This is a genomic window from Agrobacterium sp. O3.4, assembly GCF_041414895.1.
Taxonomy (GTDB): Bacteria; Pseudomonadota; Alphaproteobacteria; order Rhizobiales; family Rhizobiaceae; genus Agrobacterium; species Agrobacterium cucumeris.
In genome coordinates, this window is sequence record NZ_JALPZP010000002.1 from 412,574 (window position 1) to 437,758 (window position 25,185).

The window sequence follows — 25,185 nt, forward strand, 5'->3', positions numbered from 1 at the left end:
TTCATGGCCGATATGACCCAATCCAATTCAACAGCGTCGCAAAAGACGGAAAAGACAGGCTCGATAACGCGCTTCATCAGTGCCACGGAGCTGGATACCAGGCTGCTCGGCATGGTCGGCGCGCTTCTTCTGATCTGGATCGGATTTCATATCCTGTCCGGCGGGCTATTCCTGACACCGCGAAACCTCTGGAACCTTTCAGTGCAGACCGCGTCCGTGGCTGTCATGGCAACCGGCATGGTGCTTGTCATCGTCACCCGCAATATCGATCTGTCGGTCGGGTCGATCCTCGGTTTTTCCGGCATGATCATGGGTGTCATGCAGGCGGAAATCCTGCCGCAGATACTCGGTTTCGAACATTGGGCGACATGGATCGTCACGCTTCTTACCGGCATTCTCGTCGGCGGCGCCATCGGCATGTTGCAGGGCTCGATCATCGCTTTCCTGAACGTGCCATCCTTCATCGTCACGCTCGGCGGGTTGCTCGTCTGGCGCGGTGGCACCTGGTTCATCACCAGTGGCCGTACCGTTGCGCCGATGGATTCCACCTTCCGTCTGATGGGCGGCGGCACCAATGGCTCGATCGGCGCGACATGGAGCTGGATCGCCGCTGTCGTTGCCTGCGTCGCCATCGTGGCGGCCATTCTCAATTCCCGCCATCAGCGCCGCCGTTTCGGTTTTCCGCTGCGGCCGGTCTGGGCGGAATATTTTCTGGTGGCACTCGGCTGCCTCATCGTCGTCGGTTTCGTTGCCGTGGTGAACAGCTATCCCTGGCCGATCAACATTGCCCGCAACTATGCTGACGCCAATGGCATCGCCTGGCCGGAAGGCGGGTTGTTCATTGCGCATGGTATTGCGGTTCCGGTGCTGATGGCGCTTGCGGTCGGTGCGGTCATGACCTTCATCGCCACGCGGCTGCGCTTTGGACGTTATGTCTTCGCCATTGGCGGTAACCCGGAAGCAGCCGAACTCGCCGGCATCAAGACCCGCTGGGTGACGGTAAAAATCTTCACGCTGATGGGCGTTCTGTGCGCCATCGCGGCGGCGATTTCGACCGCCCGCCTCAACGCCGCCACCAATGCGCAGGGCGAACTGGATGAGCTTTACACCATCGCGGCGGCCGTCATCGGCGGCACCTCGCTTGCCGGCGGTGTCGGCACCATAGCGGGCGCGATGCTTGGCGCGCTCGTCATGCAATCGCTGCAATCCGGCATGGTGCTGGTGGGCATCGATACGCCCTTCCAGCGCATCGTCGTTGGCGTGGTTCTGGTCGTCGCCGTCTGGCTCGACACCATTTACCGCGCCCGCGCCAAGTAAGAACCGAGGAGAACTCCTATGACGGACCAAGTCACGCCCCTCGTGGAAATGCGCAATATTTCCATTTCCTTCGGCGGCATCCATGCGGTGGAAAACGCCTCTGTCGATCTTTTCCCCGGTGAGGTGGTCGCCCTTCTCGGCCATAATGGCGCGGGCAAATCGACGCTTATCAAAATCCTGTCGGGCGCATACCGGCGTGATGGCGGCGATATCCTCATCAATGGTGAGGATGCGGATATCCGTAATCCCCGCGACGCCAAGAAATACGGCATCGAGACCATCTACCAGACGCTTGCCGTGGCCGATAATGTCGATGCGGCGGCCAATCTTTATCTCGGCCGCGAGCTGAAGACGAAATGGGGCACGCTTGATGATGTCGCCATGGAAGCCTCGGCCCGCGAGGTGATGGGACGTCTCAATCCCAATTTCCGGCGGTTCAAGGAGCCGGTGAAGGCACTGTCAGGCGGCCAGCGGCAGTCCGTTGCCATTGCCCGCGCCATTCTGTTCGATGCCCGTATTCTCATCATGGACGAGCCAACAGCCGCCCTCGGGCCGCAGGAAACGGCGCAGGTGGGCGATCTCGTCAAGGAACTGAAACGGCAGGGCATTGGTATCTTCCTCATCAGCCACGACATTCACGACGTCTTCGATCTCGCTGATCGGGTTTTCGTGATGAAGAACGGTAAGGTTGTCGGCCATGCCCGGACCGAGGATGTCACTAAAGACGAGGTTCTGGGCATGATCATTCTGGGCAAGGTGCCGCCGGGTGCGGTGCCGGGGCCGGGCGCTGTGGCGTCGTGAGGCCATTCGCCGCGTGTGTCGGCCATGGGCGAAATGGTGGGTCTCCTGCCGCTGGCGCGACAGCGGTTTGACGATCGGCATTCTGGATCAACCCGGATTGCGGCCTGAAACCCACAAAGGGGAAGAGATGAGGCCGCCGCTCGCCAAAATCGTCGCCGCAGCTATCGAGCTTCGGCGCGGGCTGTCCTGTTAATAGGCGAGGCCCGGCGAAAACCGGGCCTCGATCATCATTTGCGATGAAATCCCTTGGGAGGGGTTATGTGAGTGCAGGCAGATGCAAGATGCGCTTAGGGCGTTCCCGGCTGGAGGAGGGTGCGGGAACGTTCCGTCTTACGCATCTATGCGGCTGCGGATGGGAAATTGCTCAATGCAGATCGGCCGATGCGAAACCGCTGGAGTTCAACTCCGCGGCTACAGGCGGCAGGCCGTGCTGATTGATATCCTGGGCCAGCGACAACAATGCCATTTCCAGGAAATAGGTCGACATGCCCAGTTCCATGGATTTCGAGCGCTGGCAAAGGTATGAAACCATCCTTCCAAGCGCCAGAATCTCGTCTGCATTATCCTGTTCAAGTATTGCTGTGGTAGACGCCGCCATGCTTCCCTCTCGACAATCGACAGTATGAAAACGCGTTGATCCCGCGTTATACATTTTCGACCATATCGAGCGTCACGCGAGCGTCACACCTGCGTTACTCGTCGTTTTTCTTCTCCGGCGCCGTCGTATTTTCCGCCGTTTCGGTCGCTGCGAGCGATGTCACGAGGGCGACAATGCTTCGGCGGATGCTGGCGCTCTTGATTCGCGAAAAGGCCTGATTGAGCGAAAATCCTTCATTCGAAGCGACGAAGGACTGCATGGCATTTATCGAGCCGATGGCCGGATTGTCGTTTCCGACATCGGGCGTGGCATTGGCGAAAAGCGAGCTGACATCGACGCCAAGAACGGATGCGATAGCCTGTAAACGCGATGCACCAACGCGATTTGCGCCTTTTTCGTACTTCTGGACCTGCTGAAAGGTGATGCCGAGCCGGCCGGCCAGAGCGCTCTGGCTCATGCCGAGCGACTTGCGCCGCATTCTGATCTGGGTGCCGACATGCACGTCGATCGGGCTGGGGAGTTTGGGCTGCATAATAAATTCCTCCATGTTGAGGGTCTTAAATCGGATAATTATCAATTAATATTGTTGAAGGTATACATTCAACACAATTTCCACGGGTAATATGAACTCTTCTTGACAAAATAACGCGGTTTTACGGTCACGGAACACGTCACGAAGCCCGGCTTATAACCTTTGTAGCGCAACGCAACGCCCCGTTGCGGCTTGCAAGATGGCTCCACCCGACGACGCCGATGGGATGGAAACCGAGCCCCTCCCATATTTGCCTGTTGTCTTCGTCAAACTCCTCAAGCGCCTCCCCATCGCCAAAATGCGGCAGCCAGACGAATGGCTGTTTTTGGCCTGATCGTGCAACATTTTCAAGAATGACATTGTTGTAAAGTCGCGGAATACATTTGTTGCTGTCGATGGCCGGTGCAACAGGAATGGGATTTCGCCTCACCGCGAAGCCCTGCCGGATGAGCGAAAGCACCGAGGCGTCGAGTTTCCGTTTCAGATCCGCCGCCGCACGGATACTGCATCCCGCATGCGCCACCGGATCGGCGACCAGGAGCAGTGGGCGGTTATCCTGCGTCAGACCGGTCACTGAAACGAACTGGTCAACGTGGAAACCGCATTGGTGCATTTTCCGGAAGGCCACCGCCATGGGGGCTTGTCTTGTCGGAGAAAGATCGAGCGTGGCCTCCGTAACAGCAAGGTCTTCCGGCCGGTATCCAAAACTGTAAACTGTTCTGCCGTCCAGAGCCTCAACCTTCTGCCATTGCTGCGAGCGTTCTACGGCGTTGGTGTCGCCTCCTGGCCCACTGCCATCCTTAAGGCTCGAATGGCCCACCAGCCGAAAATCCGGGCCAACCAGCTGGTTGCCACCATCCAAGAGGACGTCCGAAACGGCTGTTACAAGCCCGAAACGCTTGGCAAGCGCTCTGGCGCTGGGGTTTCCCGCCGCCGAAACCAGTTCGGTCGCAGTGCCTTTGCCATCGGTCCGAACATGGACCATATCCTGTATCCACGGATGCGAAATGCTGCTGTTTTCATCGAGCGGCAGCAACTCGGCGGCGCAGCGGAGGGGCAGCTTTTCGAGCCAGCCCTGCGCCGATGGAAGGCAGTTCTGGTCGATGACGATAGTCGCCATCATTTCGTGGGGCAGAGCCGAAAGCAGGTTTCCGATGGGGAGGAGTGGCGAGATCCGATGCCTGTCGTGATCATCGGTAAAAAACGATGCCGGAAGCGCGAATGCGATCGTATCAATCAGTCCACCACAATCGGCTATGAAAGATGGCGACGCGGAAATTGTCACGGCGTCTTTTCTCCCGTCATCCGCCGCGCCGCCAATTGCTGAAAAAACACCGTGTTCTGGAGTTTCCATGATGGCGATGGCGGGGACGGCAGCTCTCCGGCATTGAGCACCTCCAGAAGCTCGATCGCGTCGTTTCTTTTTACGGAAACGGCCTCCTTGGCCAGAAGATTTGCCATTTCCGAACCAAGCCCGGCTTCGGCGGCAATGGTACGCCATGTTCTGCGGGTAAAATGCAGGTGTCGGGCAACGCGCAGCAGCGTATCGTGGTCTTCGGGTGTGATTTTATCGCGGCACGCTTCCAGTGTTGCCTCGGCGTCGACCAGCGCGATTGTCAGCGAGCGATAGCCAAGTTCACCCGGCGCGTGGCTGACCGCGACATCGGCGTCCGAAAACCGTCGTCCGTCACGATAGGCTGCGAAGATTTCGCCGATGCCTATCATGCCGAATGTGGCGCATTCCGCTGCCCGGAGCGCTCCCATGCTGGCGGCCCCAAGAAGGGTGACGCCGGATGACAGGGCATGCAGGATTTCCTTGTGCCAGACGGCGGCGCAGTCCCCATAAAGGCCATCGATGAGACCGATTGTCCGGACGCCCTGCTGCACGGCATCGAAAATATCACCGCAGGCGGCCGGTCCGCGAAGATCGAGACCTGAGATTTTTTCGCCAGTGACGCCGTGGATGGAGGGGCCGGCAAAAACCACAGTTTTCATCGAAGACCTCCGGCGCTCAGGAAATGATCGAGCGTCCGCGGCGATATGTTCTGCAGGCCTCCGCTGGTCGGGGTAAGGCCGCTTGCCAGAACCCGCACGACATTAAGGCCCGGGACACCCGATTCCAGTGCGAAGACATAAATGTCCTCAATCCCAGCTGTAAAAAGGCGCTCGGCAAGCTGGCGCCAGGGCGGCAAAAATCCGTCATCCGTTACAAGATCAAGCTGCACCGGCGTCCGTTCCACCGGTTGCCGCGCTGATGCAGGCGCACTCAACATGTCTCGCTGGTAACGCAGCGGGGAGAGATCATCCCGCGCGCCGCTGATATCCGTCAGTCGCGACTGGATCGCTTCGAGCAGCGCCGCAACGGCGGCGTCATAGGTTGCTGGACGGCAGGCGGCGCCCGCCGCATTGCGGGTTGCGGGGCCGTCCAGCGCGTTAACGGAGCGGGGAAGGCTTGCCATCACCACCGGCACGCCGAGTGTATTCGTCATGTCGAAGAAGGACGGTGTCAGGTCAATCTCTGAAAGGCGGCCAACAAGGCTGTCGAACGCCGTATCGACGCCGGCCGGAAACGTGACCGGCTCCGGCGCGATCGTGCGGGTTTCGAAAGTATCGACGAGAAAGCAGGCATCGTTTTCGACGAGCTCGAGCAAGGCGTGGAGAACCGCCTGGTCATGGTTAAACCCCGCCGCGAGACCCTGCGAACTCATGAGGAAAGCCTGTCGATCCCAGGGGAAATCCGCGCGAAAATCCATGCCGATGAGTTCGTAGGGCGCAAATACCTCCTGCTGCCGGCGAACGGATATTCCCTTCACCCAGCCGCGTTCGCGCCGCGGATCCAGCCTGTCCGGATCGACGCGGCCGACGGTTTCGAAAGGAATGAGAGGAACGCCCTTCACCCGCATCTGCTCGAGAGAGCCGAAGGCGGAGACATGTTTGCGGGTATCTTCAGCGACGGCACCTTCGACCGCTTCCATGATCGCCGAGAGCCGCGCCTGTTCCGCAACAAGCCCCTTGCCTTGCGAAACCGAGAGCCCGCGCGAATTGGGGCGCACCGCAAACCAGACGGGTATGCCGATAATATCGAGACCGGTCACGTCACCGACACGGGTAATCCCGAACTGCCGGAGCAGTTCGGGATCGAAGAACGATGCGTCCGCATGCCTTGAAGCCGCTGTCGCTGATATGAGAGCACCGGCACCGGTCAAGGCTACGGAACCGCGATCAGGGTGCAGAGTTGGCGTCGTCGGCAAGGATGGCGTCGAACAGCTCGCCGGTGATCGAACCCGCCGGACCGACAGCCTTCAGCGCCGCGCCGATCGGCGCCTGCACCATGCGGTTGAAATCCCAGCCGGCGTCGGTGACTTCACCGATAAAGGCGAAATCGGCTTCGGAAACCACGGCGCCACCGGCGACGAGGGCTTCGATGCCCTGGATCTGGACCTGGTCCAGTTCAGCCTCGGGCTGGCCGTCCTGGCGGACGAGCATGGCCTTTGCGGCGGCTGCGACGCGTGCATAGCCGTCCACCCCGGGGTGGCTGGCTTCATAGGCCGCAATTGTCTCATGAGATACGGACGCAACCCTCAGCGGCGTCGTGCGAATGAAAAGAACGCCGAAGCCCTTTTTTCCAACAATGAAGAAATGCGAGGACATAAAATCTCCTATTTGATCCCAGCTAATCGAAGTGCGTGATAGAATTTTTCATTCGCTATCGGGTCACGGTCTGGAGAAAGGCTGCTGATCTCCCTCGCCGACATACCCGGATAGTTTTCCTGAAGCCTGCCGCCGGTTTCCCGGGCAGCGGCCAAATCGCCATGCAACGCGTGGCTTGCGGTCAGCACCCGCAGGGCCGGCTCGTCATTTTCCATTCGCGCGCATAATTCCACCGCCGCGCCGTAATCCTCGCGCTTGAAGGCGATGCTGGCGCCTGCCCACCAGTAGATATCGGGTGCGAGCGGGTTGAGATCGATCGCCTGCTGGAACTTCTCCCAGGCGGTCTCGGCATCGCCAAAGTGGGCAAGTGCATCCGCATGCTGGAGCAGGAGATCGGCGGAGTTGGGCGCAAGCGCCTCCGCCTCGAAGAATTTTTCGGCGGACATGTCGAAATCCCGCTGGTAGAGCGCCACCACGGCGCACATCCAGTGGCCAACGCCGAGGGCGGGGTCGATCTCAACGGATGCGTCAGCCTCCGCCTTGGCGCGGTGCAGCAGATGAGGGTCGTTGCCGCCCAGCATCAGCCATTCCAGCTGCAGGCTCTGCGCCACCCGGGCGCGGGCGACGGCCATGCTGTGATCGAGATCGACGGCTCTGCGGAACATCGAACGGGCTCGGCGCAGAAGCGGCAGGTCGCATTTGCCGCGCAGGAGCTGCTGGCCCTCCAGCAATTGCCGGTAGGCCTCGCCGCTGTGGTTCCGGTCGGGTTCCACCTGCAGTCGCTCGATCTCCCGGGCAAGCGCCGCAGCCACCTGTTTGGAGAGCAGACGAAAGGCGGTGTGGATGTGCCGCTCGGAGAGGACCACTTCCAGCGACCAGACGATTTCGCCGGTCGCTTCCTCGATCAGCGCCACTGACATGCCGGTATCGTCGAAAACCGACGACATGATCCGGTAGTCGGCCCGCAACATGGCATAACCATCATCGGCCCGGTCCCGCGAGAGCGCAAAGGTGCTGTGCGGCGAAAGGACGGTGAAGGTTCGGTAGCGCACCAGGCTGTTGGCCACATCCTCGATAAAGGCGTGCATGACCGGCGATGCCGGCAGCCCGTCCACCCGCGCGGGCAGGCCGAAGGCGACGCGCGGTTTCGCGGTGGCTTTTCGCCGGCTGGCTTCGTCCGGTTCGGCGGGGGTGGTTATCGTTGAGGCAAGACTCTGTATCCGGCGTCTCAGCGCCACGGTCTCGGCTTCCGGCGAGCGCGCCTCCTGACGCAGCTGCTCCAGCAACAGCCCGAACATGCCCTCGCAGGCGCTGATATTTCCGATCCGCGCATAGGCGGCCATGGCGGCGCGGTAGGTTTCCTCGCGCTCCGGTTCGATCTTGCGCGCGCATTCGGCAAGTCTCGCGATATCGTTGGAGCTGGCGCGGCCAAAGCGGGTCAGCTCCTCCAGCAGCTGCGTGTAGCTCGAAAAGAACAGGTCCTTGAGACGGCGACGTTCCGACAACAGCCAGAGGTAGAGATGATCCTGCCCGGCATCCAGTCCGTCCAGCAGATCGCCGCCGAATTCAAGCAGGGCCTGCAGCCGCCGCATCGGGTCTTCGGTTCTCGCGCCGGCAAGGAAGATAGCAAGGTCGGTCCGCTGTGCCAGCTTTCCGGCCTTCAGATCGTTCCCTTCGGTCAGAAGGATGGCCTCGTCTTCATTGGGCAGCTTCTGGAGGCGCAGAATGAGCTGTCGTAAATTGCCGAGTGCGCGTTTCTGCTCGACATTTTCCCACAGGAGCGATGCGGCGGACTGGCGGGAAAGCGACTGGTTGGGCGCAAGGATGAGGGCGGCTATCAGGGCAAAACCCTTGGACGGGAAAAACGCTTCCCTCACCGCGTCACAGCGCGGGGTGCCAAAAAGCCTGATCGGTATCAGTTCAGCGTTCCCAGCCACTTTTGTCCCCTCATGAATCATCATCTAACAACGTGTCCGGGAAATTGAAAGTCATCATAGCGTTCCATTTGACGCTGGTGTGACGCGGCCTGCCTATTGTCGCAAACAGAAGCATGAAAGATGGGCGGAAAACAGCGGACATGCAGCGGGCAGGCATCGGGAAATTTCGAAATTGATAGCGTTCAACGGAAGCTACATGGCGTTCGAGCCGCGTATTGAACCTTACCAGCGTGCCGACGATGTCGGTTATGCGGTCAGCGAATTCATGTGGTTCAAGGGCCGTCCGTTCTATCCGGTCTCCGCGCTCGTTCATGCGAAAGTTGCCCATGCAAGGCTGTCGGCGGAAAAATGCGAGGATGAGGACGAAGACAATCTCGATATCCTCTTCCGCATGCCGGTGGTGGCGGGCGGGCATTTTTTCGAGATCGTGCTGCGTTCGAACGAGGGCACCTCTTACGGTGGCTGGCTGTGGGGAGAAGAGCTGGAAATCCTCAACGAATTCGTCAACGGCTATCGCGTGCTGGCGGGAAAGTTCGAAGGCAGGCTGATCCGGTTCGAATATTCAAGGCGGTTTCAGCGGTATCGGACGGCCGAGCCGCTGCCGGTCGAAAAATCCGTCTTCCTGATCCAGCGGGAGGCCAAGCCCTACGCGGTCAGGCGCGACTTGCCGGCAGGCCCGGCACGGTGATTACCGGGGCGCTTTTGCGTTCAGGGGGAGGCAAAGGCATGGGGGAATACCTGGTCGGTCGATGCGCGTGAACTGCGCATATCGCTGACATATCAGGCAGAGCCACGGCTTTGCCCGGTATTACAGGTGAATATTTTTATTTTTATTATGTGGAAAATTGTGATGCCCAATCGAAGTAACATGCGTAACAGGCGGGTGTCATCGCAACTTCTGGCGGTGAATTACGCTTCCGGTGACGGGGCGCTTTCCAATGGGGAGAGCGTCGACGATGAGCCGTCTGTATCAATGCGCAACGACAGGCTTTATGTCGTAAGCGAACCGGACATCAAGACGTCATCTCCGGCGCGGGGCGGACGGGGCGAAGAGACTCCCGGCGTGGCCGAAATCAGCAACACCGTCGTCGATTCCGATATCAGGGCCGCAAAATGGGCCTGGGCGGTTTTGGCGATTGCGCATTGCTGGCTGATTTATTTCATGGTGTACAATCTCGGCTGAGCCGCCAACCGGGGTGAAGCTATCAGCCAAGTTCACCGATGCCGTGCAGGATCATCGCCGCCGCGCCAAAGGCCACGGGGTTCGTCGCGACGACTTCCGACAGCAAGACCTGCGGCTGTATGATCTTCACGCTGGTGCGAGATCGCGGCATGCCGCGCGACAGGTTCTTCTTCTCCTTTCCCGAAGATATGCGCCGGGGTCTGGCCGCCACCGGGCCCGAATTTCGCAAGATGATGACGCTTGATATCGCCAAGTCGCCCTCGCTGCCGGCGGCGGTGCAGCATGCCTCGATCATCGAGATCACACCGGCGCAGATGCGCAAGCCCGGACTTGTCGCGGCATGCCGCAAGGCCGGTCTCGAAGTCATGGGTTATTACGGCGGAGATGACGTCGACCTTCATAATGAGATCGCATTAGCCGGAGTAGACTACGCCAATATCGATCGCCCGGATTTGTTCGATACGGCGCGGCTTGCCGCGCGGCTGCCTGAACTAACATAACCTTATCTACTCCCTGGAGATGACGACATGACAAATCTGATTGGTACCGGCTTTAACGCCGGCTCTGATAACGGCGAACTGGCCACCCTTGAAAGCGATCTGCGCGCACTGGCCGAGATTGGCTGCGACACGGTGGAAATTGCGGCGACCAGCCTCGATATGATCGCCGGTGGCCGCATCATCGAAGAGCGTGCCGACCGTTTCGTGGCGCTCGCGAAAGAGTTCGACTTCCGCTACACCGTGCATGGTCTGGTTTCGTCCAATTTCATGGACCCTGTGACTTGCCGTTACCAGATCGATGCCGCCAAGGCGCTCGCTGTCCTCTGCGACCGCATCGGCGCAGGCATCCTCGTCCAGCATAGTGGCGCGCTGCGTGCCGACCAGATTGCCGAGCGTGCCGATGCCGATGCCCGTGAGCGCGAAGCGCTGTTCGAACTTGCGGAATTCTGCAAACCCTATGGCGTGCGTATCGCGCTTGAGAATATCTTCTCCACCGAACCCGGCCAGTATCGTCAGACGCCGGCCGAGGTGGCAGCGACCGTGAAGGCTGTTGATCACGACAATGTCGTGGCGCTGATCGATTTCAGCCATGCCTATCTCGAATCCACCTATCGTGGTCTCGATTTCCGCGAGCAGCTTCGCGCCATGGCGCCCGTTGCCGGCCATCTGCATGTGCACGATTCCTTCGGCCGGCCGCAGGGCTTCTACGAGGCCTATTTCACACAGGAAAATACCGCGCTGGGTATCGGCGATCTGCATATGCCACTCGGCTGGGGTGATATCGAGTGGGAGAGCATCTTCTCGGAACTGACCTTCCTTCCAGAGACGGTGCTGATGATGGAAATCGGCCGTCGTTACCGCGCCGAGCAGCCGTCAAGCCTTAAAACCGCCAAGCATCTCATGTCGCTTTACGCCGCCCGGACGCAGCTTGCGGCTGAGTAAGGCCTTCGAACAAGGCACAGCCTGCAAAGGCTGATGTCTGCAACGCCGGCAGTTCTGGATGCGACTGCCGGCGTTTTTATCAAACGGCCCAGTCGGACAACGAATAGGCCCTGATGTAGTCGATCATCATCTGCGAGCCATCGCTGAAATCAGTGGCAGAGGGCGTTCCCGCCATGCCGCCGACGGCGAGATTGACGACCATATACATGGGGTCGTGCATATCGTCAGGCGTATCCGTCTGCGCCACCGCGACATCGTCGAAATACCAGGTAACATGTTCGGCATCCCACAACACACCATAGGTGTGAAACCCTTCCGTACTCGGCACGCTGACATTGTTGATGACCGATGCCTGTTCACCAGTGGCGTTGGAATGGGTGGACATGATGAGCGTGTTGGGATTTTGCCCGCGCATTTCGATGACATCGAGTTCCGGCGGCCATGATCCGTCCTCCGGCAGAAGCCAGAAGGCCGGCCATGCGCCGCGGTCGGTCGGCATATCGGCGCGGATTTCGAAATATCCATAGGTCTGGCTGAAGGAGGAATAGGTGTTCAGCATGCCGGAGGTATAATCGTAACCCTCGACCTCATCGGCGACGGATTGTGCCGTTTCCGCAGCGGTGATGGTCAGCACGCCGTTCTCGATGCTGAACGGGTTGACCTCCGACGTGCCGGCATAAGCAGGGTTGATATACCATTGCGCCTCGCCATTCGTCGTCAGCGAACTTCCCTTTTCCGGAGCCCACCAATATTTGGCATCCCAGGTTCCCTGATCGCCGCTGCGCAGCGACAGCGCATCGAATTCATCGGCAAAGGTCTGGGTCAGGGATGACCGGTCGAGACTGAGCTCGAACTGGTCGGCCTGAAGGTCGTCGATGGTCGTTCCGGCAAGAACCACGGCTTCGCCGTTCGAAAAATTCAGCCACAGATCGCTGCCCTGCTGCGTGGCACTGCTGACGAGTTGATCGAAGGATGTAATGCCGTAACCGTTGAGCCGGATCGTATCGTTGGCGCTGAAATCCATGATGAGATCGGTGCCGTTGCCACTGGTGAAGACGAAGGTGTCGGCACCGCCGCCGCCGATCAGCACGTCATTGCCGGCTCCACCATCGATCGTCTGGCTGCCCGATCCACCGGTGATGATGTTATCGAGCGAGTTCCCGAAAGCGTAACGGCCATCGCCCGTCACCCTGAGATTCTCAAAATTGTCGGGCAGGGTGTAGCTCATCCAGGTATCGATCGTGTCGATGCCTTCCCCGGCATTTTCCACCGCGCGGTTGATGCTGGAATAGAGATAATAGATATCATCGCCCGTGCCGCCCGCCATCGTCACATTGACGGAACTGTCACCCCACATGGAATCATTACCACCGGTGCCGGTGAGCAGTGGACCGGAACCCGTGGCTGAGAAAAATCCGGTGGAACTGTCGCTATAATAGAGCGTATCCCCAAGCGCATTCACTACTGTCCGGGCCATTGCCGTCTCCTGTTCGTTAGCGTTGGTGTCCTCACTCCTCCTGCAAGACAACCTAGCAGGGCAAAAAGCCTCGTGTTAGAGCCAGAAATGAGGGGTATGTTCCCTCTATGCGGGTTTCTGAATGTTGCGCTCTTGCTCCGTCACGGGGAGCAATGGCAAAACTGGACTGGAGAGAGATGCCCATGCGGTATCTCAACGATTTGGAGTGCCAAGGATTGAGCGTAGCCTTTACCAAGGAAGACAGTGCCGAAACAGCAGCCGAAACGGTTCTGCCCGATCGGGTGATTTCGCCGCATCCCAATCTGGTGACCGAAGCCGGACTGAAAGCGCTGGAACTGCAGCTGCATGCGGCGCGCGAAGCCTGCGAAGCGGCCAACACCATTGAAGACGTCAATGAAAGACGGCGGCTTTCCGCCAGCCCCCTGCGCGACATCAGGTATTTCGCCGAGCGTGTCCGCACCGCCCAACTCATGCCGCACCCGCCTGTGGATGGCATCGTCGCTTTTGGCAGCCTGGTAACCTTCAGCCGCGATGACGGACGGACGCAACAATTCCGGATTGTCGGTGAAGACGAGGCTAATCCTGCTGCGGGATCAATGTCTTATGTTTCCCCTGTCGCCCGGGCGTTGATGGGGAAGACGGCCGGTGATCTGGTCAGTTTGGGTGGGAAGGAAATTGAGATCGTCGCGGTTGCGTGAAGCTTCATGCGGCGGCCTCAGGTGGACTGTGTTGTCACCCGGGGTTCTTCATTGGCTATTCCTGTGATGCGCAGCATCGTATTTTTCAGAAAAAGCCTGAAGTCCAGATCGATGAAAGCATATGCGAGAGCAAGGCCGACATGGGCCATGAAGACAGGATTGAAATTCAGTTCTTCAAATTGATAGCCGATAATGACTCCGATTGCCGAATAGGTAAAAAAGCTGATTTTCCGCTTCCGGAAAATCGCATAAACAAGCCCAAAGGCGCCAAGAAAACAAAACCCGATGCCAGATGCGTAGGCGGTGGCCAGAAAGCCGTTATGCGGTGTGCCGCTATGCGATATTGCCGATAATTCCTGGCTCCGTGCGGTGAAACCGACGCCTAAAGGATGATTGAGCATCACCTGAAAGCCGCCGATGAGCGTCCCCAGCCTTTCCTGCACATTGTTGCTGCTGTTGCTGTCCTCCAAAAAACGTTTTGAAAATGCCTGTTCTGCGAAATCAAAGACGCCAAATGGCAGTACGGAGGCGAGGACAAGCGCGGAAAGAGCGAAGCCGAAATATGTGCTGAGCAACATCCTGATCGAGAAGTTTCTGATATAGAAATAGAGCCCGATGGCGAGAACGGCAAACACGCCCGACCGGTTGAGTGTGAGCGTGAAACTTGCCAGATAGACAAACAGAAACACGGCGAACAGAACCGGCCGCCGGTAGCGCTCCGCAAGATATGCGGCTGCCGCGCCGGCAAGGGCAAAGGCCGGGCCGGCTGTGTTGCCTACCGGCCAAATTCCGCCCGCCTTCTCGACACGCAAGAGCAGCGGATCCATTTCACCTTTTGCAGCGGCTTCTAGGACGGCGGCTTCATCGAATTTGAACGACAGGCCGATGGAGGCCAGCTGGTCATGTATGAAGATGTCCAGAAATAGCAGGATCGTCACTGCAACGAAGCCCGCAAACATGCCCCAGCAGAACAGCTCGAGAAGGTTCTCCTTGAACAGAAGATAGGCGAAAAACAGAAAATAGACGGCGTAAAAATAGGTCATCGCCGTCGTGTAAAATTCTCCTTCGCCGCGATCATCGGCAAAGCCAGCTGAGAGCACGAAAAGCAAAGTGAGCGGGATAAGGTAAAACAGAAGGATGGAAGGTGTCAGGCAACGAATGTAGAGGAGGGCAATGACGGGCAAGGTCATCAGCACCAGCATATCGGTAATGTTGAGAAAGCGCAGGCCGAGATTGCTGGTCAGGACATTGCATTGAATGAAGAAGCCGATGAAGAACACAAAGATCGACAGGAAGTGACCGGGAACCCCTATTGTCCTTGAAGGAAAAAGGGGCATCGCCACGATAAAAGCCGGTAATGGCGACGGATGCGATGACACCATATTTGCACGTCTGGTCATTCGCGGCCTGTATCTTTCACTGGCGGACCTGAGACGGCCCTGTTGTTAGGGCACCATCATTGCGAGGCAGGGCGATGATGGCGACGGATAGTGGTCTTGACGACATCGTCGTGCAAGACGGAATTTTCTCTGTCTTTCAGCCGCTCAGATTGCCTTTGGGCATGGCACCTTCCACGGCGATTACTCTCTGAATGTAAAGTGGTTCGTTGGAGCTGGGTGGGCTGGTGCCAAAGGCTGGCATCATCCGCAGATAAAATGAGTAACCATCCGGGCTGATATCGGGGTCGATGGAGATTCCGTTCGCCGTTGCCCACATCCAGCCGCTGTTCACAGAAGTGCTTACATTCGAAAATTGCAGGGCTGAACAATTGATGGTCCTTGTCGCTCCGCCGCTTTTCGTAACCAGCGTGACATAAGGCGGACGTTGCTCCGCGCTGTTTTTGTAGAGAATCGCAAAGGATATGGTTTTGCCGATTATCGCTGCAGCCTCTGCATTCCGGACATAATGAAACAGTGCGGCCGACTGGCTGCCATTGGCGCGCAAGGCGAGACTGTAAGCGAAGGATGGGGAAAAGGTGGTGTCGGTGCTTTTGACGACGGTGCCGGGCGCGCTCAGGTTCCAGCCTGCCGGGGCAGAGCCCGACCACTCGGTGAAATCTCCGTTGGCGATGAGATTTGCAGCAGGGAGCTTCGGCCAGCACGGTGTCTGAAAGCCGCTATCTGGTGCCGAAGCCAGATAGGAACCGAACAGAGTGCGGGCAATGAGCTGTGAGCCGGCATCGTTCGGATGGATGTTGTCCCGGTAAAGGGTCGCGTCCTTACCCTTTGCCACAAATGCCGCATGTGTATCCACCAGCGTCAGCTGCGGGTGGGATCGAGCCACATCAAGTATTGCCTGATAGACCTTGTCGTAATCCGTACTGTCACGCCAGGGGTTCTGGGTGGTGATGAGTTGCGGTGTGCCGGGCCATTGCCATTCGGTCATGCCGAGTGGCCCCAGCAGTGCAGATCGTCCGGAACTTAAGATGCCCCCTGGCATCTCGAAGCTCTGCATATTGTGACCATGATGCAGAATGCACAGATCGGGGCGTGGAATCCTCAGCGCCGCCGCGCGCTGGTCTGCAAGCATGTAGCCTGCCATACCGCCAGGCAGCGCCGCGAGATAGACCGTGAGCGTTGGACCCTCACCGGTGTTGCGCAGCGTGATCGGATCGGCGTAAGCTTTTGGTCCGGTTGCTGCATTTATCTGCCATTCGGCCCAGCGGTACAATACGACCTTTGTATCGTGAAGATCGCCAAGCATTGAGGCGAACTGCTGGAATGGTCCACCGTCGGCATAGGCGGTGCTGTCCCCATTCACGAAGATCGTGGCGTTCTGGCCGGCGGTCAGGCGTGCGCGCAAAGGCGAAAGCGCGTTTAGGGAGGGGACGATGGCTGCCCTGTTCCCGGGAATAATGCCGAGCGTCACGCCGATCATGCCGACACCTCTTCCGTTGCCGGCATATATATGCATATCTTGCGTTTGAGCGGTGTCATCGTTCGTTCTCCTGATCTGGCGCTAGGATAACCCCACAGTAAGATCCGGGGAAAAGGCGCCAGGAGCGGAACGCTGAACAGCGATAAAATTAAACGTCATGAAATTTTCTTCGATTTCTTCTAAAATATTTAAATTGACTATTATTTTTTATTTCGCGCGGACTAAAATATAAATCCGCATAAAGGTTTGAATGTCTTTTCTTTTAATCGCAAGTAAACGTAGCCATTCTTATACCAGATCGACGCGGGAAGATATCCCTGCCATTGTCGCCTGCGCCGAACTTTTTTACCGGGTGCCTGGTCATGCCCGTCATTGCGGGCCAAGGCTCCTTCAGGGTATGTGCGTGTCGCAGGTAAGTGCATGACATCCGCGCTTTTTGTCAGCCATACCGGAGAGAAGGGTGGCGCCGAGCTTTTCCTCATCGATCTCGTCAAGGCTGGGCCAGATTCCTGGCGTGCCTGTTTCCTCAGTGGCGGTGGTGCTGCCGAGGATCTGGCGGCGGCCGGCAGACCTCCGGTTCTGTTGTCGGCCGGGGAAAAAATGTTGTCGATCCGCCGCGATTCATCATTCGGTGCTATGTTGCGCGGCGCGGCCGACGTGGCGGCGGTTGCCTGGCAGTTGAGCCGGCAGGCAAGGCATTACGATGTCATCTGCGCCAATTCGCAAAAGGCGCTTTTTGTCTGCGCGCTTGCGGCGAAACTCAGCCGCCGTCCGCTCGTCTGGATTTTGCACGATATCGTCACGGATCCCGCCTTCAGTTCCGCCAATCGCCGTGCTTCGTTGGCCTTCGCCCGATATTTTGCAAGGCTGGTGGCCGTTAATTCTGAGGAAACCGGCCGGGCATTCGTTGAAGCCGGCGGCGAGGCGGAGAAGGTCCGTATCGTTTATAACGGCTTTGATCCCGCAATGGCGGTGGCATATGACCCGGAAAGAGCCGCACGGCTGCGCGGGGAACTCGGCCTTGGTCCACAGCCAATCGTCGGGTTGTTTGGCCGGCTGAGCGAATGGAAAGGCCAGCATGTCTTTCTGGAGGCGATTGCGGCGATGGATGGTGTCCAGGCCATCATCGTTGGCGGAGCGCTTTTTGGACAGGAAGCCTATGAGACGCGCATCCGCGAGCAGGCATCCCGCCTTGGCCTTGATGGTCGGGTCCGTTTTCTCGGCTTCCGTTCAGATGTGCCGGAATTGATGGCGGCTATGGATGCTGTTGCCCATACTTCGATTGTCGCTGAACCTTTTGGCCGGGTAGTGGTCGAAGCCATGATGTGTGGCCGGCCGGTTGTCGCCACACGCGGCGGCGGGGTGACCGAAATCATCAGGGATGGCGAAACGGGTCTGCTCGTGCCGCCGGGTGACGCGCCGGCGCTTGCCGCCGCACTCGGCTGCATCCTTTCGCACCCGGCTCTGGCGGAAAGGTTGGCGCAAAAGGGGCGGGAGGATGTGAGCCGCCGATTTTCGCTGGAGGAGACCTGCCGTTCGGTGTCCGCGCTGCTATCGGAAGTGGTGTGAGGCGGAGCTGGTGATCGATCCGGATAGACAGTGTGGGTAAGCGGAAAGGCCAGGATGCGCATTCTCGTAAATATGCCGAGCCAATATGGCGGCAAGCCGTCCGGCGTTGCCCGTGTGACCTTCAGCCTCTTGGAACAGCTATTGGATCAAACGCAGGATGACTACATTTTGCGATCGCCCTGGACGCGGGAGCAACTGCCTGAAAACCTGCGCGACAGCCGTTTGCAACTGCTGGAGATACCGCGACCGCGTATCATGGTTCTCGATGTGCTGCGCCAGGCCGCTACGCTGCCCGCACTTTGCCGTCGGCACGATATTGACGTGCTGTTCAATGCCGATCCATTTGGAAGTCCTCTCGGCGGTAAACGGCGGGTTACCCTTGTTCACGATCTTTATTTCAAGACCATTCCCGAACAGATCGGTTGGCGGGCGACCTTGACGACCGATTTCATCTTTCGCTTGATGATGGCAGGTTCAGATCGGATCACCTGTGTGTCCGAAGCGACACGAAGAGACCTCGCCCACTTTTATCCTGCCGCTGCCGGCAAAAGCCTGACGATTCATTCCGACAGCACGTTGAAAGTCGATCCCGAGATTGCTGGCAGCGCGCGGCCAGTGCCAGGGCCTTATATACTGGCGGTCGGAAACGCGACGTCCAACAAGAATTTCATCCTTCTGGGCAAGGCGTTTGCGCGGCTGGGCAAGACAATGCCGACGCTGCATGTCGTTCATGTCGGCCGTGACGATGTAGAGGAAATCGGCAGTGTGCTGGGCGATCCGGAGTTGAAGGCACGGCTGATCCGGCTTTCCGGCATAGATGACCGGCAATTGGCCGAGCTTTACCGCCACGCTGCCTGTCTTTGTGTACCCTCGACCTATGAAGGTTTTTGCCTGCCGGTGCTGGAGGCACAGCAACTGGGATGCCCGGTCATTTGCTCCAACCGCTCTGCCACGCCTGAAATCGCTGGCAAGGGGGCCCTCACTTTTGATCCTGCCGATGTTGACAGCCTTGTCGCAGCACTGGAGCGACTTTTTCGGGAGCCGGATCTGGCGGGCAATCTTCGCGAGGCGGGTTATGAAAATCGCGCGCTATATTCATGGCGGAACGCTGCGGAGAGCTATGTAACGCTCTTTCGTGAGATTTCCCGGCGTTAACAACATGCACCCCTTTCGGATGGGGTGCTGTTCCTGTCGCCAAATAGGTAAAAGCTGCCACCCTGCCAGTGTTTAGCCGCCGGTACGGACACTGACATCCGAATAGAGCGTTTCATATGCCGCAACCACCCGCTCAGGCGCTACTCCTTGCGAAATTCTCGCTCTGGTTTCGGGAGACTCTGCAAGGATGCTGGGGTCGCGCATGACTTGCGCCATACGTGCGGCGAGTTCACTGGCGTTGCCCGGAGCAAACAGGCGTTCCGGCCTGTCCTGACCGATCTGTTCGGCGACGCCTGCGAGGTTGGCACCGATGACGGGTACCCCACGCAGAATGGCTTCGGCAACGGTGCGCCCGAAAGCCTCCGGCCACAAGGGCGGTACGATCAGGCAATCGATCTCAGCGAAAAAACTGTCCGCCTCGACATAGCCGGGAAACCCAACGGGAAGACCGATGGTTTTTTGCTGATAAGACTCGACGCCGCCGGGCGCGCGACCGGCCATGACCAGCCGCCAACCCTGTGGCGGCAGCCGCCGCAGAGCATCTACCAGCAAGTCCGCACCTTTAGGGGCTTCGATGCGGCCGAGATAACCGAAAACAAGCGGTTGTCCAGGCGCGCGGGGATTGTGCTTTTTTTGTTGGGTCGGCGGTGCGATGGCATTCCAGATCACGGTGCGGCGGTCTTCCGGGACATGGGTGAAGAAGCCCGCCTGTACATGGCGCTCGACAATGTCGCGGCCGACGCCCGCGACGGCATCGACGGCGCATTGGCAACGCCGGTGCAGATAGGAAAAAATACGGCATTTCCTGCTGCTGCCGTCGCAAATATGCCCGTCGTGAAACAGGGAGCCATTGGTGCACATGCTGGTGAAATCATGCAGGGAATGGACGAGCGGGATGCCCCGCCTGCGGATCATCGGCCAGATCAGTGGGGTCAATTCCGACAGCGAATGGGTGTTGACGACATCCGGACGAAAATCATCGATGACATGTGCAAGCCGACGCACGAGGCGCGGATCGAGCTGTACGGCGATCTTGTAATATTTTCGCTTCCATCCTGGTTGCCGTTCCCAGTCTCCAATAAAAAACGGCGTGGTGTGCCCGAGGCGATGAATGGAAAAACCATCACGTTGCTCGACGGCCTGTTGTTCCCGGGAAATGGCGGCTACGGCAACCGTATGGCCCTTTTCCGAAAGTCCTCGCGCCAGGTCTTCCACGAAAATTTCCGCGCCCCCCACCCGGTCTGGAGAAAATAGCGACGTTATCTGCAATATCCGCATGCTGAAATTCTCGTCTCTGCCTTCATTTCTACAATCGATACAGTGACTTGGCATCCAGTATGTGAACGCGCAGGTCAGCTGCTATGGCTTTAAAATACCAATTGTGCCGTATGGTCATGTCCCGCGGGCCCGGGCGTTGAAAGATCGGCTGGGTCCTGCCGCTGCCGCCGCCGTCCATTCCGGTCAGTTCCCGGCGAATTGAGGCAAAGTGTGACGATAGGGGCGAGGAAGATGGCATAAGCCATGGCGAAGCCAGGGATCTGCAATGAAAAATCAAGCGTCGAATGCAGTCCGACCAGCAGCAGACCTGCAATGCCGAGATGGGAAGCGTAACGATAGCTTTTGCGTTTGCGCATCCCGACGATAAAAATGAACAATTGGGCAAGCACGAAAAAGGCCGCGTAAAACGGGAATGCGGCGCCAAGCGTCAGAAGGCCTTCGGCATAGACATTATGGGCATGGGTGACGACGGCGTTCACCCCGCATTGGGCCAGATGATAAGGCGCATAGGTTTCCGCAAAGCTCGCAAGCCCGGATCCCCAGGGCCAGCTGTCTGCTATGGCGCGGGTGATGCCAGGCATGTAGCAGAAGCGCATGTCATCTTCCAGACGCGTCTCCATGCGAAGCGCCACCCGATTGGCAAAAAGCGAAAACAGGCCGGCAACGATGGCGAGCATGATCGCTGCCCGGCGCTTGAACCCGCGCCGCCGGCGCCTTGGAGCTGCGCTGCTGTGGGGTCTTGAAGGGGAGTTGAAGACAGTCAGAAGGATAAGGAAAAGCAGCGCCACGAAGCTGGACATGATCCCGGCGCGCGATCCGGTCAGCATCAATGCGATGAAGCAGAGAGCGGCGAGAACGCCGGCGAAGACTGCCTTGCGGATAAGGCGTTTCTGGTCGACCGGCACCGCCAGGCGATTTGCGACAAGTGCCCTTACCATGTGCCAGTCTGGAGACAGCAGCCGTTTGTGAAACAATGAAAAAAGCGCAAGCAGGATGAGGCCGAACAGGGTTGCGGCGGTATTGCGATTAACGAAAAGGCCGGTCAGGCTGCCAAGATAGAAGCGTTTTTGAATGAAGCCGAGCATATCCGGAAAAAGCAGGAACTGCACGATCGACCATAACGCAAGCCAGCCGCCGCCTATTGCGAACCACCGCAACGTTTTTGCCGCGCGCTCGTCAGTATCGAAAATCACGAGGCCGGCCATAAAAGCGCCAAAGGGCAGGGCGGCGCTGAGCAGGCCGAGCCGATCATCTGCGGGTGTGAGCGAGATCGTGGCGGCAGGTGCGATCTGCGTGAACATGGTTGCGGCGGACCATGCCGGGTTGGGTGAGGCGAGGCCTGGCAGGGATGATGTCTGCAGCATTATCTGAACGATCAGCGCCCCAAGCAAAAAGCAGGTCGCGACGAGCGCCTTGCCGGCACCGCCCTGTGGCGGTCCGAATGTGAGGATGGCCGGCACCAGCAAGAGATAAATCGCAAGCGTGACAACGATGCGGCTCTCTATTTCCGTTGCGCCACGATTGAGAAGCGCAAGCAGGAAAATTGCCCAGAATGCGACAGTGGCAGCCACCCGGACATAATCGCGAAATGCGACCGGTCGTGGCGGCGAGGAGGACAGCGCTTCCGATGGGGCGAGGGTGGGTGTCATGGGTTTTCGTCTTTGCAAGAATTCTTCGTGGTGGCGATGTGCAGAATGTCAAAGCGCGATCCCGTTTTCACGTCACCGCAGCGGCATGGAGCGTTTCACATTATCCGCAGGCTGCTGTGGACAGACATCGCGCAGCGTCCAGCGCAGGATTTCCCCTTCCTTGCCGCAGACGACAGCGGTATCCGCCTCTCGCGCCGCCTCGGCCTGCGGCAGGGTCTCGCTTGGAAATTGTCGCCACATGGCGAAGCGTCCGCGTATCAGATTGGCGTCAGCCGGCCCGTAAAGCTGGGAAAAATTCATCAGCACGGCTGTCTCCAGGGGCGAGGCGTTGCGCAATGAACGAACCATGGCAAGGCGCAGCCACACATCGCCATTGGCGGGAAGGCAAGAGAGCGCATGACGAATATAGGTTTCGGCAAAGCCAAGACGCGCCGCCGTGGCCTCTGGCGCTAACTTTCCGATACTTGCATCAATATCAGCCAAAACCAGTCGCAATCCGGCCTTGACGATATCCGAACGGCAGATTTTTTCTGCTATGACAGGGTGAAGCTGGCTGACCGTGTTTGCAAGTAGATCGGGTGCCAGACCATTCTTGTCGTCGGCAATTCTCGCCATTGCGACGATGTCGGAAAAACGCCGGCTTTCGGAAAATGCCTGGGCTGTGACAGCCAGAACGAATATGGAAATGACAAGGACCGGCACGACCGCAAAGATTGTACGCAGGCGCGTCATCCCATCCTTGTCAGTCATGGTAATAGCGCGTGTAACGTGAATAATAATATTCGCTGGAACCGTAGGCCCGATAGAGCTTCAGCTTTTCCGTATCCACCTTGTTGAGAATGACACCAAGGCATTTTTTGCGGATATGGACTTCATTTTCGATGGTATTGCGGACTGCCCTGCGGGCAGTTTTGCCCCATTCGGTGACGAAAACGAAACCGTCAATCCGGCTGGCCATCGCCCGTGCATCGACCACCGGACCGAGCGGTGGCAGATCGACGATTATATAATCGAACACGCCGCTCGCCTCGGCCAGCAATTTGTGCATCTGCGCCGAGGTCAGGAGTTCGGAAGAATGTGGCACCCGTTGTTTGACGACCGTGGGCAGGAAAGCGAGCCCTGTCTTTTCGTCGCGCAGTAGCACATCACGTACATCGCGACCTTCCAGCAGGACTTCGAGCAGGCCTTCACCGGCATGGCGACCCAAAGCGCGCGTGGCGCCAGGATTGCGGATATCGGCATCCAGCAGCAAAACCCGCGCGCCCTGTCCGGCCAGAAGCTGTGCCAGATTGATGGAGATGGTAGATTTTCCCTCGCTCGGCAGTGCCGATACGATGCCCACCACCCGCGCGCCGCTTTTTGCGGGAATGCCGAGATCGAGCGCAAGCCGTGTGCTGCGCAGGGTTTCGGCAAAGGAGGATAACGGGTGATCGACGGCGTAGCGGGCAACACTGGATGGACGGGTGGCGGCGGGGTTGTGCTCCTGCCCCTTGGAGAGGGCTTCCTCGACCGGCTTGTTCGGGATAAGCGGCGTATTGCCCAGAAACTCCAGCCCGAGAACATCGCGAACTTGTTCTCCGGTGCGGAAGAAGCGGTCGCGAAACTCGCGGAACATGGCGATGCCACCGCCAGCGGCTGCTCCCATGATCATGAAAAGCGCTAGAAGCAGCGGTTTGTTCGGCTTGCTCGGAATTTTAGGCGGCATTGCCTTGGAGATCACGCGTGCTTCCGTCACGGGGAAGGATTGCTGCTGCATGGCTTCCTGATAACGCTGCAGGAAGGTTTGATACATGTTCTTGTAGGTTTCCGCCTCGCGCTGCAATTCGCGAAGCTGAACCTGGGTCTGGCTGGCCGAATTGCTGACGTTGGTGGCCTTGGCAATGCTTGCCTCAAGGGTTTTTTCCCGTGCTTCAGAGACCTCGAGATCGCTTTTGTAACTTTGCGCGATACGGCTGACTTCCTGGAACATCAGCCGGCGGTATTCCTGCATTTCATTGCGCAAACGCACGGCCTGAACATGGTTCCTGCCAAGCCGACCGGCGATTTCGGCCTCTATTTTTGAGGATTCGAGGTATTTCTTGCGCAGATCATTTGCGACCGAACTGTCGAGAATATCGGTGACGACGGCATCGACATCGTCGGTGGCGAGAATGTGTTCGATACGCTGGAATCGTGCACGCGCCTTGGCGGTTTCGGACTGCGCCAGAATTTGCGCGCTGTTCAGTTCCGCCAGCTGCTGGTCGGAAAGCAGGCCATTATTACCCGTCTCGATGAGATTGTGTTCGGCGCGAAATTTCTGCACGGCGAGGTCGGTATCGAGCGCCCTTTGACGCAATTCGGCTATTCGATCGGACAGCCAGTCGCTGGCCCGCTTCGTCGCCTCGTATTTGGAGTTGAGCTTATCGACTAGATAGGCTGCCGCCACGGCGTTGACGATCTGTGCGGCGAGAGCCGGTGATGTTGAATTATAGCTCAGCTCCAGCGCGTAGGTGCGGCCGATGCGCTTGACGGACAGGCTCTGCAACAGTCGGTCCGACAATGCTCTCTTCAGCGTTCCGTCATCGATGACCGCTTCCTTTGCCGGCGAGAACCATTGCGAAACGTTGACCAGCGAACGGATCGTGCCCACGATCGAGCTGAGAAGTGATGCGCGGGTGGCCCTGAATTCCTGGTTTTCCGTCAGATTGAGACTGTCGACGACGGCGAGCCCGATGGTTTCCGATTGCAGAACCTCGACCTGGCTGAGGATCGACGCCTCGTCCTCTATGACGCCGCCGATTGTTGAAAGCTGTTCGACGACCTGGCTGTTGTTACGGTCGATCAACAGGGTCGCGCTCGCCGAATAGATCGGAACAGCCGTTGCGGCATAAGCGAGCCCGATTGTCCCGGCGATGGCGATGGTCGCAAGGACGATCCGCCACTGCCGACGGATCGCCGCCAGAACCGCTTCGATATCGATAAAATCGGCCGTAAAGGCGTTTTTATCGTAATCGCTCATCGTCACGGGATCGTGCCTTTGCA

At 58.4% G+C, this 25,185-nt stretch carries 24 protein-coding genes; 9 read left to right on the top strand and 15 right to left on the bottom strand.

What is annotated here, in order from left to right; translation table 11 throughout:
* Nucleotides 1-12 precede the first annotated feature (12 nt).
* Nucleotides 13-1,317, top strand: coding sequence for a sugar ABC transporter permease (locus tag M0412_RS14610; RefSeq protein ID WP_371338322.1), 1,305 nt, complete (start codon nucleotides 13-15; stop codon nucleotides 1,315-1,317).
* Nucleotides 1,318-1,335: 18 nt separating this feature from the next.
* Nucleotides 1,336-2,118 (top strand): ATP-binding cassette domain-containing protein, encoded by a 783-nt coding sequence (locus M0412_RS14615; RefSeq protein ID WP_142841463.1) that lies wholly within the window; start codon nucleotides 1,336-1,338, stop codon nucleotides 2,116-2,118.
* A 364-nt stretch (nucleotides 2,119-2,482) separates the two neighbouring features.
* Here the strand turns inward: M0412_RS14615 and M0412_RS14620 are convergent, their stop codons facing one another.
* The 7 genes from M0412_RS14620 to M0412_RS14650 all read right to left on the bottom strand — a co-directional run bounded on the left by M0412_RS14620 (nucleotide 2,483) and on the right by M0412_RS14650 (nucleotide 8,860).
* Nucleotides 2,483-2,716 (bottom strand): hypothetical protein, encoded by a 234-nt coding sequence (locus M0412_RS14620; RefSeq protein WP_269699106.1) that lies wholly within the window; start codon nucleotides 2,714-2,716, stop codon nucleotides 2,483-2,485.
* A 94-nt stretch (nucleotides 2,717-2,810) separates the two neighbouring features.
* A complete protein-coding gene (locus M0412_RS14625; RefSeq protein WP_046799801.1) occupies nucleotides 2,811-3,248 on the bottom strand; it encodes a helix-turn-helix domain-containing protein in 438 nt (145 codons plus the stop codon).
* A gap of 139 nt (nucleotides 3,249-3,387) precedes the next feature.
* Nucleotides 3,388-4,368, bottom strand: a complete 981-nt coding sequence (locus M0412_RS14630; protein WP_371338252.1) for a hypothetical protein — start codon at nucleotides 4,366-4,368, stop codon at nucleotides 3,388-3,390.
* Nucleotides 4,369-4,529: 161 nt separating this feature from the next.
* Nucleotides 4,530-5,243, bottom strand: coding sequence for a TfuA-like protein (locus M0412_RS14635; RefSeq protein ID WP_269699108.1), 714 nt, complete (start codon nucleotides 5,241-5,243; stop codon nucleotides 4,530-4,532).
* Nucleotides 5,240-6,454: a YcaO-like family protein gene (locus tag M0412_RS14640; protein ID WP_269699109.1), complete on the bottom strand. Its 1,215-nt coding sequence runs from the start codon at nucleotides 6,452-6,454 to the stop codon at nucleotides 5,240-5,242. Before M0412_RS14640 ends, M0412_RS14635 begins: the two co-directional genes overlap by 4 nt.
* 16 nt (nucleotides 6,455-6,470) lie before the next feature.
* Entirely contained in the window at nucleotides 6,471-6,899 is a 429-nt protein-coding gene (locus M0412_RS14645) for a hypothetical protein (RefSeq protein WP_269699110.1), read from the bottom strand.
* A gap of 8 nt (nucleotides 6,900-6,907) precedes the next feature.
* Nucleotides 6,908-8,860 carry a BTAD domain-containing putative transcriptional regulator gene (locus tag M0412_RS14650; RefSeq protein WP_161991339.1) on the bottom strand — a complete coding sequence of 651 codons (1,953 nt, stop codon included), beginning with the start codon at nucleotides 8,858-8,860 and terminating at the stop codon, nucleotides 6,908-6,910.
* Nucleotides 8,861-9,032: 172 nt separating this feature from the next.
* On the opposite strand from M0412_RS14650, the gene M0412_RS14655 reads away from it, so the two are divergent.
* Together M0412_RS14655 and M0412_RS14660 are read left to right on the top strand one after the other, a co-directional pair.
* Nucleotides 9,033-9,524 carry a hypothetical protein gene (locus M0412_RS14655; RefSeq protein ID WP_142841457.1) on the top strand — a complete coding sequence of 164 codons (492 nt, stop codon included), beginning with the start codon at nucleotides 9,033-9,035 and terminating at the stop codon, nucleotides 9,522-9,524.
* A gap of 162 nt (nucleotides 9,525-9,686) precedes the next feature.
* Nucleotides 9,687-10,019 (top strand): hypothetical protein, encoded by a 333-nt coding sequence (locus M0412_RS14660; RefSeq protein WP_269699111.1) that lies wholly within the window; start codon nucleotides 9,687-9,689, stop codon nucleotides 10,017-10,019.
* Between the two features lie 22 nt (nucleotides 10,020-10,041).
* On the opposite strand, the gene M0412_RS14665 is transcribed toward M0412_RS14660, so the two are convergent.
* On the bottom strand, nucleotides 10,042-10,170 hold the full coding sequence (locus M0412_RS14665) for a hypothetical protein (protein ID WP_269699112.1): 129 nt from the start codon (nucleotides 10,168-10,170) through the stop codon (nucleotides 10,042-10,044).
* Between M0412_RS14665 and M0412_RS14670 the strand changes: the two genes are divergently transcribed.
* A complete protein-coding gene (locus tag M0412_RS14670; RefSeq protein WP_269699113.1) occupies nucleotides 10,169-10,519 on the top strand; it encodes a hypothetical protein in 351 nt (116 codons plus the stop codon). The two genes, M0412_RS14665 and M0412_RS14670, sit on opposite strands and share 2 nt — an antisense overlap.
* 27 nt (nucleotides 10,520-10,546) lie before the next feature.
* Nucleotides 10,547-11,461, top strand: coding sequence for a TIM barrel protein (locus tag M0412_RS14675; protein ID WP_269699114.1), 915 nt, complete (start codon nucleotides 10,547-10,549; stop codon nucleotides 11,459-11,461).
* Between the two features lie 79 nt (nucleotides 11,462-11,540).
* Here M0412_RS14675 and M0412_RS14680 read toward each other — a convergent pair whose 3' ends face one another.
* On the bottom strand, nucleotides 11,541-12,938 hold the full coding sequence (locus M0412_RS14680; RefSeq protein ID WP_269699115.1) for a family 16 glycosylhydrolase: 1,398 nt from the start codon (nucleotides 12,936-12,938) through the stop codon (nucleotides 11,541-11,543).
* A gap of 215 nt (nucleotides 12,939-13,153) precedes the next feature.
* Between M0412_RS14680 and greA the strand changes: the two genes are divergently transcribed.
* A complete protein-coding gene (greA, locus tag M0412_RS14685; protein ID WP_142841757.1) occupies nucleotides 13,154-13,636 on the top strand; it encodes a transcription elongation factor GreA in 483 nt (160 codons plus the stop codon).
* Between the two features lie 17 nt (nucleotides 13,637-13,653).
* Here the strand turns inward: greA and M0412_RS14690 are convergent, their stop codons facing one another.
* A complete protein-coding gene (locus tag M0412_RS14690; protein WP_142841454.1) occupies nucleotides 13,654-15,036 on the bottom strand; it encodes an O-antigen ligase family protein in 1,383 nt (460 codons plus the stop codon).
* A gap of 136 nt (nucleotides 15,037-15,172) precedes the next feature.
* Nucleotides 15,173-16,513, bottom strand: coding sequence for an SGNH/GDSL hydrolase family protein (locus M0412_RS14695; protein ID WP_269699116.1), 1,341 nt, complete (start codon nucleotides 16,511-16,513; stop codon nucleotides 15,173-15,175).
* A 420-nt stretch (nucleotides 16,514-16,933) separates the two neighbouring features.
* On the opposite strand from M0412_RS14695, the gene M0412_RS14700 reads away from it, so the two are divergent.
* Both M0412_RS14700 and M0412_RS14705 read left to right on the top strand, forming a co-directional pair.
* The gene (locus M0412_RS14700) at nucleotides 16,934-18,082 is read left to right on the top strand and encodes a glycosyltransferase family 4 protein (RefSeq protein WP_269699117.1); all 1,149 of its coding nucleotides are present in this window, start codon (nucleotides 16,934-16,936) and stop codon (nucleotides 18,080-18,082) included.
* A 54-nt stretch (nucleotides 18,083-18,136) separates the two neighbouring features.
* Nucleotides 18,137-19,237, top strand: coding sequence for a glycosyltransferase family 1 protein (locus M0412_RS14705; protein ID WP_269699118.1), 1,101 nt, complete (start codon nucleotides 18,137-18,139; stop codon nucleotides 19,235-19,237).
* 72 nt (nucleotides 19,238-19,309) lie between these two features.
* Here M0412_RS14705 and M0412_RS14710 read toward each other — a convergent pair whose 3' ends face one another.
* The 4 genes from M0412_RS14710 to M0412_RS14725 form a co-directional block, all read right to left on the bottom strand.
* Entirely contained in the window at nucleotides 19,310-20,515 is a 1,206-nt protein-coding gene (locus M0412_RS14710; RefSeq protein ID WP_269699119.1) for a glycosyltransferase family 4 protein, read from the bottom strand.
* An 89-nt stretch (nucleotides 20,516-20,604) separates the two neighbouring features.
* A complete protein-coding gene (locus tag M0412_RS14715) occupies nucleotides 20,605-22,164 on the bottom strand; it encodes an O-antigen ligase (RefSeq protein WP_269699121.1) in 1,560 nt (519 codons plus the stop codon).
* Nucleotides 22,165-22,236: 72 nt separating this feature from the next.
* Nucleotides 22,237-22,896 (bottom strand): hypothetical protein, encoded by a 660-nt coding sequence (locus tag M0412_RS14720; protein WP_371338323.1) that lies wholly within the window; start codon nucleotides 22,894-22,896, stop codon nucleotides 22,237-22,239.
* Between the two features lie 10 nt (nucleotides 22,897-22,906).
* Nucleotides 22,907-25,162 (bottom strand): polysaccharide biosynthesis tyrosine autokinase, encoded by a 2,256-nt coding sequence (locus M0412_RS14725; RefSeq protein ID WP_269699123.1) that lies wholly within the window; start codon nucleotides 25,160-25,162, stop codon nucleotides 22,907-22,909.
* Between the last annotated feature and the right edge of the window lie 23 nt (nucleotides 25,163-25,185).